A 12,762-nucleotide genomic window follows, 5' to 3' on the forward strand; every position below is an offset into this window, starting at 1 on the left:
ATGACTGGGAAAAATTTGGGAAAAATATCGGTTAGCTTCAGCCACGAAACCCAAAGGATAGGAATTTTGCAAAGTGGGAAAATTCAGCACACATATATATAGATATGACTGGGAAAATTTTGGGAAAAATATCGGTTAGCTTCAGCCATGAAACCCAAAGGATAGGAATTTGGCAAAGTGGGAAAATTCAGCACATATATATATAGATATGACTGGGAAAATTTTGGGAAAAATATCGGTTAGCTTCAGTCATGAAACCTAAATGATAGGAATTTTGCAAAGTCGGAAAATTCAGCACATATATATATAGATATGACTGGGAAAAATTTGGGAAAAATATCGGTTAGCTTCAGCCATGAAACCCAAAGGATAGGAATTTGGCAAAGTCGGAAAATTTAGCACACATATATATAGATATGACTGGGAAAAATTTGGGAAAAATATCGGTTAGCTTCAGCCATGAAACCTAAACGATAGGAATTTGGCAAAGTCGGAAAATTTAGCACATATATATATAGATATGACTGGGAAAATTTTGGGAAAAATATCGGTTAGCTTCAGCCATGAAACCTAAATGATAGGAATTTTGCAAAGTGGGAAAATTCAGCACATATATATATAGATATGACTGAGAAAATTTTGGGAAAAATATCGGTTAGCTTCAGCCATGAAACCCAAACGATAGGAATTTTGCAAAGTCGGAAAATTTAGCACACATATATATAGATATGACTGGGAAAATTTTGGGAAAAATATCGGTTAGCTTCAGCCATGAAACCTAAATGATAGGAATTTTGCAAAGTGGGAAAATTCAGCACATATATATATAGATATGACTGAGAAAATTTTGGGAAAAATATCGGTTAGCTTCAGCCATGAAACCCAAAGGATAGGAATTTTGCAAAGTGGGAAAATTCAGCACATATATATATAGATATGACTGGGAAAATTTTGGGAAAAATATCGGTTAGCTTCAGCCATGAAACCTAAATGATAGGAATTTTGCAAAGTGGGAAAATTCAGCACATATATATATAGATATGACTGGGAAAAATTTGGGAAAAATATCGGTTAGCTTCAGCCATGAAACCCAAACGATAGGAATTTTTCAAAAGTGGAAAATTCAGCACATATATATATAGATATGACTGGGAAAATTTTGGGAAAAATATCGGTTAGCTTCAGCCATGAAACCTAAAGGATAGGAATTTTGCAAAAGTGGAAAATTCAGGAATTTTTGTTAGTTATACAATAGACATAAATATAGATATAGATATAGAAAATTGGCTTTTTGTTGGGTTAACTTGAGGGCAACCCAGCCTACTACATTATAGCTTCGGTCCGTTATGGTTGCCATGAGTGAATTTATTGGGGAGGATGATATTTTCTAACGTCTATTTTGCCTGTTACTGTTTCAGAAATTAGAGTTGTTCGATATTCTTGGATTAATTTTATTTCCTTTTCTATTACGGTGAGCGATCGCTCAATTTTTTCTAATTTTTTTTCAATGAATGACACTATTTCTTTTTGTTCAGAAACTGGAGGAAAAGTAATAGGAAGTCTTTTGAGGTCTTTAAATTTCATATTCTGTCTTACACCGCTTCCCATAGAATAAAAAATTTTCAAAATATCATAGATGTGAAGTAGGGTATACACATATTCTGGAATTACGTTTTGAGGGTTTAAACAAAGGTAAGCAGATGTTATTATTCCTTTTTCTTTAACCAACCCTACTCTCAAACTTCTTTTATCGTTTTGCAAGTCTGTTAGTCTTAGTATTATATTACCAGGTGTGACTATTTGGTAAGTTTCAAAAGACTCTGGAAGTAAACCAAAATTGTTAGTAAAACTTTTTCTTATTATTTTACCGTAGCTAAGAGACAAAAGATTTTTTTCAACTAAGTCTCTGTTGATTACACATTGCTCTTTGAAAACTGCAAATGCTGGTAAAACCTCCCAATGTTCCGGTACTTCTCCTAACCATTCAATACCAGAATATTTCATCGAAACATCTGGGTTAATACCTTTAGTAACTGCCTGATTAATAATAACAGTTTTCTGTTCTTTTAGTAGTTCTATTATCCGTTGTTTTTTGGCAATATATTCATCTATTTGGGCGAGTTTTTCGTCTAGGAAATTAGCGATCGCTTGTTGTTCTGAAAGGGGAGAAACTGGAACTAATTTTTGATAAGCTTTTTCGCGAGATAACCCTGGTACACCTGTATCTTGGGAAATTTTATCAAGCTCTAATATTTGTAGAGCATAGCATAACCATTTGAGATTTTGTTTGGTTTTTCTTTGGTCAATCAAATAAGCTGTATCAATACAAAAACAAGGAAACAAAGAATATTGAATTTTACCAAAAGAACCTTTTCTACCAACAATAATTACTGGTGAAAGAGTATTCGCTTTTGAATGCAGACCTATCATTCCATTAGAACCATATACATTAATATTACCGTCTTCTCTATTTTCTGAACCTAGAGAGTCACCATAAACAAGATGAGATATAAACTTTAGTCTTTTCATCTCCCAATGTTCCGGTATTTCTCCTAACCATTCAACACCAGAACTTTTATAAACCGGATATTTTTGCCAATTAAAATTAACCATATTTTCTCAAAATCTCCTAGTTAAAAAACTCAAATTTTCCCCAATAGATAATCTACCTATTCTCCCCTCCTAAAATTATAAATCTGTAGGGAAATTGCATACAACCTCCCTACAATTCCTACTACTCAAAAACAATCTCTCTCAATATTCCCTCTGTCTCTTTTTCCAACTCCAAAAGTTCCTCCACAATATCCTCCAAACTCCGCAACTTCTGAAATTTATAAAAATACTTAGTAAACGAAATCTCATAACCCCTCACCACTTTATCAAAATCTATCCAAGCATCAGAAACATGAGGCAAAACTTCCCTCTCAAAATACTCCTGAATATTCTCCTTCAAAGGCACATTTTCAGTATCCCTCAATTCCGCATCTGCTTGATAAACAACTCCCTTTTTTGTCTGCTTCAAAATAACAGCCTCTCCTCGCTCATCCTTCTCAGTAAAAATTTGATAAATCAAATCCAAATCTCGCTTTTTCAAATTCCACCCCTCCACCTTCAACGCCTTCTCAAAATCTCTCTTCACCAAATTAAAATCCCACTGCACCTCCTCACCAAATAACCCCCGCAAAATATCCACCACTCCCAACAAATCATCCCCCATTTTTTCACCAAATTCCTGAACCCTTGCCGCCGTAACTTGAAAACTAAAACGCAAAGGTCTCTCCACAACAATCTTATGAAAACCAAAATCCTCATTATCAAAAATTCGACTATTATCCGACTCCGAAAAATCCAAAAACTCCTCAGTTATCCTGTCAATATCTTCCCCCCGTAACTCACAACTTTTACTCCCCAAACTTTTCCTTAATTTCCCATACCATTCCCTCCCATCTATCAACTGCACCTTACCCCGACGCTCCACAGATTTTTTATTAGAAATAATCCAAATATAAGTAGCAATACCAGTGTTATAAAACATATTTAACGGCAAACCAACAATACATTCCAACCAATCATTTTCAATAATCCAACGGCGAATATTACTCTCCCCACTACCAGCATCTCCCGTAAATAAAGCCGAACCATTATGAACAATTGCTATCCGACTTCCCAACTTTGTCGAGTCTTTCATTTTAGAAAGTTTATTGACCAAAAATAATAATTGCCCGTCACTACTGCGGGGAATAAGTTGTAATTCTTCCCCCTGATGTTTAACCAAAAACCTATTATCTTTAACCTCCTTTTTTCTCCCCACTAAAATTTTATCCTGATCGACCTTCCAAGATTTTCCATAAGGAGGATTAGCCAACATAAAATCAAAAGTAAAATCCGGAAAACCATCACTAGCAAGAGTCGAAGCATACTTAATATTATCGGTTTCTTTTACCTTAATTAACATATCCGCCTGACAGATAGCATAAGTCTCAGGATTAACCTCTTGCCCAAATAAATGAATGACTACTTTTTTCCCCATTCCTGTTGCTAACTCCAGCAAAAAATTTTCTGCTTCTGTCAACATTCCCCCAGAACCACAAGCACAGTCATAAACTAAATAAGTAGTATTTTTAATCTGGTCTTTCACAGGCATAAAAATCAAATTAACCATCAACTTAATAATATCGCGGGGAGTAAAATGTTCTCCTGCCTCTTCGTTATTTTCCTCATTAAATTTTCTAATTAATTCCTCAAAAACATAACCCATACCCAAATTAGATAAACCAGGTTGAATAACCTTACCTTTTTTATCTTTTCTCGGTTCGGGACTGAGATTAATATCTGAGTCAGTAAACTTTTGAATTAAAGCATAAAGGCGCTTATGTTCTACCAAAGTTTCTAACTGGTTGCGGAACTTAAACTTATTAATAATTTCCTGTACATTGTCACTAAAACCATTCAGATAATCTATCAAATTTTCCTTGATAGACCTAGGTTCATCCAGTAATTTTTTAAGAGTAAATCCAGAAGTATTATAAAAAGGATATTTAGTAAATTCTGTTAATCCAGATTTATCAGAAATTTCCATATTTTCATAAAAATTATTCTCTTTTAAAACTGCTGCTTTTGTAGGTTCAAGCAAACAATCTAACCGCCGAATAACAGTCATTGGTAGAATCACATCTCGGTATTTTCCCCTAACATAAATATCCCGTAAAACATCATCAGCAATTCCCCAAATAAAGCTAACAATTCCGTTATGTATATTTTGATCCATTTGTGTTATTTTTAGTGAAAAGTAACTAAAGTAAATTTTTTAATTTTATCATTAGTTCGACAGAAACTAAAACAATGCAGGGCGACAATATCATTATTCAGTTTATTAGCTGGAATAACTAAATCACCGTTTATCTAATAAAACCCGGTTCATATATAGCAGTCTTAAATATTATATAAATTAAATACCTACTTAAAAAATAGCTTCTTTTGCTTTCTTCCTTTTACTCTCTATATTAAAGCATTCTATTTATTTCATTATTCAGATAAGATTGCTATAGTAACCAAACCAAAATTAATTTACTTTTAAATCTAATTAGATAATTTTGATATTTTTTTTTACTTTATTTTCTTGAGTTTAATTTTTTATCTTAAAAATCAAATTTAAAGTTTTTAGGTAAAAATCAAATCTAGAAATAGAGAAACTAAAATCATTAAAATTTTGCCTAAATTGTGAAATCCCTAAAGTTCCCTATATCCTGTAATTAACCAACTCAAAAGTATGCTGAACTAGCTAGAAAGCAGCAGATAAATTCAGCATATTTTTTTTGTTTATATAAAAACCTACTTCAACTCAATATTTATAAAGTATTTGACCGATAAACTATATTTAACTATCTTTTAATTAACCAACTCAAAAGTATGCTGAACTAGCTAGAAAGCAGCAGATAAATTCAGCATATTTTTTTTGTTTATATAAAAACCTACTTCAACTCAATATTTATAAAGTATTTGACCGATAAACTATATTTAAGTATCTTTTAATTAACCAACTCAAAAGTATGCTGAACTAGCTAGAAAGCAGCAGATAAATTCAGCATATTTTTTTTGTTTCTATAAAAATCTACTTCAACTCAATATTTATAAAATATTTGACCGATAAACTATATTTAACTATCTTTTTTTTTAACTCTCATTTAATTTGAACTTAGACTAAGAGAATACCTCTAGATATTATAAAAAAATCTGCAAATTTAAGCACTCAGCCCTTAACCATAAACTAAAAGCTGCATCCCTAAACTTATGCTTTAATTTCTAACAAAACCATCAATACTTTATTTATCTATCTATGTAATCAACTCCAAATATTCTCTGCCAAACCAACTCTATCTCCTTATTAAATAACTGACTATTTACCCGCCACCTTAATAAACTATTTCCAGACTTCCCAATAATTTTACTGTCTATTCCTAAAGCTTTCCGAGGTGCAATAGTCCCTAAATTAATTGCAGTTTCAATATCACAAACCCCCCACTTTACCAAATTATTAACTCCAACCAATAAAGGTAAAGTTGTTCCCGCTAATATTCCATCTTGTAATCTAACCGTACCATTTTTAACTTCTATTTCTCTAGCATCCCAAGGGTAAATTCCATCAGGTAATCCCAAAGGCGCCAAAGCATCACTAACCAAAAATATTCCTTGCTGATATTGACTTGCTTTTAACAAAATTTCTATCATTGTTGAACAGACATGCTGACCATCAGCAATTAAACCACACATAACCTCAGAATTTGTAATTGCTGCTCCTAATAATCCTGGTTTTCGATGATGTAAACTGCCCATAGCATTGAAGGCATGAGTTACCATTGAAGCTCCTAATTTAAAAGCTGTTTCTGCTTGATTTGCTGTCGCCTGAGAATGCCCTAAACTAACTATAATTCCTAGATTTTTTAGGTAAGGAATTATTGTTTCTGTACTGTCTAATTCCGGTGCTAAAGTGATAATTTTAACTGTCTGACTATAATCGCCGATTACCTGCTTGACATTTTCGATGCTTAATGGTAGCAAATATTTCTGAGGGTGAGCGCCCCGCTTTTCTGGATGCAAAAAAGGCCCTTCCAAATGTACGCCCCAAATTTTAGCTGTTTTTGGTTCTTGGGGTTGTGAGGCCAAATAGTCGAAGATTTGGAGCGATCGCTGAATATTATCTATAGAAGTTGTGACAATAGTAGGCAAAAAAGCATCTATTCCCTGGTGCCATAAATATTGACAAATTTCATGTATTTTAGTTATTGAAGTTTCATCTACTTCCGGAAAAGGTAAACCCAAAGCACCATTAATTTGTAAATCAAACCCTCCGAGAGAAACCCAGTCTTGTTCCACATCAATAGTAGTAGATGTGCTAGGCAAAGCCTCTCCATTTTGAGGGATAATTTTCTCAATATTGCCAGTAGAATTGATGAAAATTTGCTGTAGGTTTTGATAACCAGGGACCTTAGCATTAATAATTTTAGTAGTTAAGTTCACGGGTTTAAATTCCAAGTTATATTTTATCAACTATAAAAAATTATGTTAAAATAAAAGAGAATTTTAGATTTTTTTTGGGAAATCAATATCCCAACATGGAAATACATAAACTTAAAGTCAAAACTTTAATTACTATATATTTTTTAAATTTTACATTCCCTAAAATATCTATACTGTAACATCTCAATCCTTCATTTTTTTCCATAAAACAAAAGGCAAAAAAAATATTTAAAAATACAAAAAAAAGTGCTTATTAACTAGATTTCATAAAATTAAATTCATAACTATTAACCTTAAATTTCTTAAGTATGAATTGATAAAAATACAAAATTATTAATTCAAAAAAATAGGTAGACTTTCTTTTCAGGTGTTTACATAAAAAACTGATATCTATTAACATATTTAACATGAAAAATAAAATATTGAATTGACTATATAAAAAATATAAAAATAAAAATAAACATTATAGATGAATGATATAATTTTATACTTAAAATAAAAGAGATAAAATAAATAACCAGAAACTTGGGAATAAAAATAATTTTGCAGTAAAAAAACAAAATTAAAATACAAATAATTATTCAAGTTTTCTCACAATTTCAGGTTTGAAAATAAAAAACTCAGCACTTTTTATACGTGTAGAAAGTTTAAAGCTTTAGCTATAGCAATCCCATATTGGTCGCAACAGATATAATAGTAAGAATAACAGATCTAAGAAAAAGACAAAAAATGAATATTATAGATAAACTAAATGATTTTATTAATCAAACAAAAGAGTCTAAAGAAATTAAAAGGGCCTTGGCCGTAAAAATGACCTTGTCAGGAAAATCCTACCATGAAGTCAAAGAATTATTAAATGTTTCTCACAGTTTTATTAGTGAATGGAAAAACCAAGCATTATTTCATGGTGTAGAAAGTTTAAGGCTTCAGTATCAAGGGAGACAAGGTTACTTAAAAACGGTCGAAAAAGAGAAAACAATTGAGTGGTTGAGAGCACAAGATTATCTTAGGTTATCAGATTTAAAAAACTACTTACAGGAGCAATATGATGTGGTTTTTGAGTCTAATCAAAGTTACTATAACTTGTTTAAAGAAGCGGGCATAAGTTGGAAAAAAACTCAAAAAAAGAATCCTGCTAAAAATGATGAATTAGTAGAAGTTAAAAGAAAAGAAATAGAGGAATTTTTAGCTAAATGGCAACCAGAAATAGAAACTGGAAAGCTTACAGTGTTTATGATTGATGAATGTCATCTTCTATGGGGAGACATATTAGGTTATGCTTGGGGAAAAACAGATGAAAGAATAGAAATTGCAATTAAAAATGAAAAAGAAAGACAGACTTATTATGGAGCTTTAGACTATAAAACCAAGGAATTTCTTGTGCAAGAATATGAGAGTGGAAATACTAAAAATACTATTGAATTTATTAAATATTTGCAGAAGCAAAGACCGGGCAACAAATTGGCAATATTTTGGGATGGGGCAACTTACCATAACTCTCAAGAATTTCGAGAATATTTAATGACAATTAATCAATACTTATCAGAAGAAGAATTGTTGATAAATTGTACAAGATTTGCTCCCAATGCTCCGGAGCAAAATCCTGTTGAAGATATTTGGTTACAAACCAAAAATTTCAGTATTACTTTTTATCATCTTTGCAGTTCTTTTAAAGTAGTTAAGTGGCTATTTAAGTTTTTTGCGGATGGTCAAATATTCAATTTCCCAAAACTTTTTCAGTATGAAATTTTGCCGCAACCTACTTAGGATTGCTATATCAAGGATGAACATGCCACATTAATGCTATAAACATAGATAATCTTAGCTGTGAAATTAACCAATACTTGTTTTCTAATAGCTATGGTGGAAGCAAGGCACCAATGGGTTATTTGTCCAACTTTTCACTCTATTTTAATTAAGCCTAATCTTATTAAGTCTTTAACTAATATATGAATGCCATAGTCGGAATTATAATGGGCAGTGACTCAGACTTGCCCACAATGAAAGAAGCGATCGCTATTTGCGAAGAATTTAACATACCCTCAGAAGTCGCCATCCTATCAGCTCACCGCACACCCCAAAGAATGTTTGAATATGCCCAAACTGCCCATAAAAGAGGATTAAAAGTCATCATTGCCGGAGCAGGAGGGGCAGCACATCTACCAGGAATGGTCGCATCTTTAACGCCACTCCCTGTAATAGGTGTACCAGTACAAACTCGAACCTTACAAGGAGTAGACTCATTATATTCTATAGTGCAAATGCCAGGGGGAATACCAGTCGCCACAGTAGCCATCGGCAATGCCAAAAATGCTGGCTTATTGGCCATTCAAATCTTAGCATCCCACCAACCAGAATTATTAGAACAAGTGCAAAAGTACCGTCACACCTTAGCTGAGTCAGTAATAGATAAGCAAAATAAACTAGATCAAATTGGATATCAAGAATATTTAATATAAACTTAACCATTACACCAACTTATGATGGTAAAAAACTCACAAATACTTGTTATTGTAACTGGCAGTAACTGTTGTAGAAGCACCGCAAATACTACTGATAAATAAAAAAAGTAGCATTTGATACAGAAAGTTAAGACAATTAACAGTGCGATATTTTTTTTTGTAATCTAGCTAATTAACTCAGTCTAAAAAATGACATCTAAATTAAAGTTTAGGATCAACAAAACAAAAAACAGACGGTTATTATCAGCAAAATATAGCCGTTTCTTAGAACCGACAAAACTGATAAATTATCTAAGTCGGACAAAGTGGTTTTCCCCCACCAAATTAGCTTGCATACCTCTATTATGCCTAATTATCGCTCTGTGGGCAGGAGCAGCAAATGCGCAAGACCAAGAATTAACCCCAGAATATATAAAAGGGGTTTTAGATGCCATTTGGATTTTAGTAGCTTCAGTCTTTGTAATTTTTATGAATGCTGGTTTCGGAATGCTAGAATCAGGATTCTGTCGCCAGAAAAATACAGTTAATATATTAGCAAAAAACCTAATTGTATTTGCCATAGCCACATTAGTCTATTGGTCTATAGGATTTTCCATAATGTTTGCTGGAGACCATCCCTTTATTGGTGCAGGTGGTTTTTTTCTAACTGGAGAATCTAGCACCTATGGACTAAATCCATTTCCAGCAGGTTTGCCAGTACCTGTATTTTTCCTCTTCCAAGCCGCTTTTGCTGCCACTGCCGCAACTATTGTCTCTGGAGCAGTAGCAGAAAGAGTAGAATTTTTAGCCTTTTTACTTTTTAGCATATTAATCACAGGTATTTCATATCCTATTACTGGACACTGGATTTGGGGCAGTGGTGGTTGGCTAGGAGCAATGGGCTTCAAAGACTTTGCAGGTTCAACAGCAGTTCACTCAGTAGGTGGCTGGGCAGCATTAGTAGGAGCGTATATACTTAGACCTCGGAGGGGTAAATATGATGAAAAAAACCAACCCCAAGCTATTCCTGGCCACAACATGGGTTTTGCTACCTTAGGCTGTTTAATTCTTTGGATCGGCTGGTTTGGCTTTAACCCTGGTTCTCAACTTGCAGCAGATGAAAACGTGGTTTATATTGCTGTAACCACAAATTTAGCAGCAGCAGCAGGGGGAGCTACCGCAGCCATTACATCTTGGTCTAAAGATAAGAAGCCAGACCTTTCAATGATTATTAACGGAGTTTTGGCTGGCTTAGTCGGAATTACTGCAGGTTGTGATGGGGTATCTTACTTAGAAGCAGTAATTATTGGTAGTATAGCTGGTATGATAGTAGTCTTCTCAGTTTCCTTTTTTGACAAGTTGACAATTGATGATCCAGTAGGAGCAATATCAGTTCACTTGATCTGCGGTATTTGGGGTACTTTAGCCGTTGGTATTTTTGTCGAAGATACTAGTATCATAACCCAATTTATAGGTATTATCTCCGTTGGATTATTTACAGTTATACTCTCCAGCATTTTCTGGCTAGCTTTAAGAGCTACTGTCGGTATTCGTGTTCATCCAGAGCAAGAGTATAAAGGGTTAGATATTTCTGAACATGGAATGGAAGCTTATCATGGCTTTGTGAAAGAACCTGATTCCCTTGCAACTGGTGTTTCTCATGATCATATTCAGTAAAATAGTCAAAGCCTAGGTTTTTTAGATAGATATAGAAGCCATTTGGTATCTTTTTAAGCTAAATACCCTTACTAAAGTAACTAGCAGCTCAAGTAAATAATAGTATTTGTAATGGCTAACTGAGAATTACTTATGTTAACAATCATTAAACCCAAAAACTGTAAGGCTGATAATTAGAAAAAGATCTATCAAATGGATTCTATATACCTGGGAAAAACTTTAACAGAGTAAGGTAAGACAAAAAAACTCCCATCTCTATGAAGTGAAATCTTGCACACTACTCAAGCATAAAGTACTTGTCGCCGATTTTTGAGGTTAGTTAAACATTACTGATTTGATAATATTTATTCATATAAGTTGAGATATGCTAATCCGGCTTACTTATCAAATTTTATAGATTGTGGTAAAATTATACTATAGGCTTCAAAGCTTCAAGCTCAAACTACGGTTCTTGTGGCTATCAGAAAGACAATGACTGCAACAGCCATCACTTTAACTGGTGATGCCACAGAGATTCAAAGTTGATGACTTGTGCATTAGCTTTGTATCAGTTAAATGTTGCACTAATTGAATTCAGCTAAGGTGTTTACTTTCTCTAGAGATTTTCCAGCATGGGTTTGGTTTTCTTTGGCTGCTAATGGGCTACTGTCAATGACAGTAGCTATACTAATTGTAACTGATTACAACTTGCCAGAAGACCCTCAAGTAAGTGCTATAATCACATCAACTACTACTAATAGTATTAAATCGAACAAACCCAGCCCATTATTTGGGGAAGCTCGAACAAAACTTCTAGCTATTGGGAGAAACCATAAATGGACTTATAAACAATGGGTGGAACAGTTGCAGCGAGAAGCGATCGCCGCAGCTAATAACCGTCCCGAACGTCTAACTATTTTAGTAGGAGATTCTTTGAGCCTTTGGTTTCCCTCAAAACTTCTTCCCTGGGATAGAAATTGGTTAAATCAAGGAATTTCTGGAGAAACAACAGCTGGTCTATTGAAAAGATTATACTTATTTGATAGTACCAGGCCAGAAACAATTTTTGTGATGATTGGGATTAATGATTTGTTAAATGGGGTGGATAATCAGAAAATTCTGGCCAATCAAAGAAAAATTATCAGTCAACTACGAACTGTTCATCCCGGAAGTCAAATAGTTGTCCAATCTATTTTGCCCCATAGTGGGGAGTTAGCTACTTGGGAAGGTCGCGATCGCCTCCTGCAACTATCCAATAGTCGTATCAGAAAAATTAATCGTAGTCTGAAAGCTTTAGCTGATGATGAAGGAGCATTCTATTTAAACCTTTACCCACTATTTACAAATGCTCAAGGTCTTCTGCGATCTGAACTAAGTACCGATGGCCTGCACCTGAATGATAAAGGTTATCAAGTCTGGAGTACAGCCATCAAAATGTATATCAAAATTAGACTGGAACAACCATGGTAAATAGTTGTAAGTATTATTTGTCAGTTTTTAGTGCTCCCTTATGCTCATTATAGAGCCTCATTGAATTGAGGATTTGTCAATCAAATTAATGAGATTTTCTTATTTATTTTGTCCAAAATTTTCAAATTCTACTCCACAAACTTTATGATCGTACTTAGTTAAAAAGTACTGTAAGATT

7 protein-coding genes are annotated in these 12,762 nt (G+C 33.5%); 4 read left to right on the forward strand and 3 right to left on the reverse strand.

Features of this window, described 5'->3' with window-relative positions:
• Nucleotides 1–1,365: 1,365 nt before the first annotated feature.
• The 3 genes from TERY_RS21605 to nagA all read right to left on the reverse strand — a co-directional run bounded on the left by TERY_RS21605 (nucleotide 1,366) and on the right by nagA (nucleotide 7,017).
• A complete protein-coding gene (locus TERY_RS21605; protein ID WP_011613782.1) occupies nucleotides 1,366–2,613 on the reverse strand; it encodes a restriction endonuclease subunit S in 1,248 nt (415 codons plus the stop codon).
• A 121-nt stretch (nucleotides 2,614–2,734) separates the two neighbouring features.
• Nucleotides 2,735–4,768 (reverse strand): N-6 DNA methylase, encoded by a 2,034-nt coding sequence (locus TERY_RS21610; RefSeq protein WP_011613783.1) that lies wholly within the window; start codon nucleotides 4,766–4,768, stop codon nucleotides 2,735–2,737.
• A gap of 1,058 nt (nucleotides 4,769–5,826) precedes the next feature.
• On the reverse strand, nucleotides 5,827–7,017 hold the full coding sequence (nagA, locus tag TERY_RS21615) for an N-acetylglucosamine-6-phosphate deacetylase (RefSeq protein WP_011613784.1): 1,191 nt from the start codon (nucleotides 7,015–7,017) through the stop codon (nucleotides 5,827–5,829).
• A 729-nt stretch (nucleotides 7,018–7,746) separates the two neighbouring features.
• Here nagA and TERY_RS21620 point away from each other — a divergent pair.
• From TERY_RS21620 to TERY_RS21635, 4 genes are all read left to right on the forward strand, one after another.
• The gene (locus TERY_RS21620; RefSeq protein ID WP_011610086.1) at nucleotides 7,747–8,784 is read left to right on the forward strand and encodes an IS630 family transposase; all 1,038 of its coding nucleotides are present in this window, start codon (nucleotides 7,747–7,749) and stop codon (nucleotides 8,782–8,784) included.
• 182 nt (nucleotides 8,785–8,966) lie between these two features.
• The gene (purE, locus tag TERY_RS21625; RefSeq protein ID WP_011613785.1) at nucleotides 8,967–9,476 is read left to right on the forward strand and encodes a 5-(carboxyamino)imidazole ribonucleotide mutase; all 510 of its coding nucleotides are present in this window, start codon (nucleotides 8,967–8,969) and stop codon (nucleotides 9,474–9,476) included.
• A 192-nt stretch (nucleotides 9,477–9,668) separates the two neighbouring features.
• Nucleotides 9,669–11,135, forward strand: a complete 1,467-nt coding sequence (locus tag TERY_RS21630; RefSeq protein ID WP_011613786.1) for an ammonium transporter — start codon at nucleotides 9,669–9,671, stop codon at nucleotides 11,133–11,135.
• A 651-nt stretch (nucleotides 11,136–11,786) separates the two neighbouring features.
• A complete protein-coding gene (locus TERY_RS21635) occupies nucleotides 11,787–12,584 on the forward strand; it encodes a GDSL-type esterase/lipase family protein (RefSeq protein WP_011613787.1) in 798 nt (265 codons plus the stop codon).
• Nucleotides 12,585–12,762 lie beyond the last annotated feature (178 nt).

Source organism: Trichodesmium erythraeum IMS101 (assembly GCF_000014265.1).
In the GTDB taxonomy this organism is placed as follows: Bacteria; Cyanobacteriota; Cyanobacteriia; order Cyanobacteriales; family Microcoleaceae; genus Trichodesmium; species Trichodesmium erythraeum.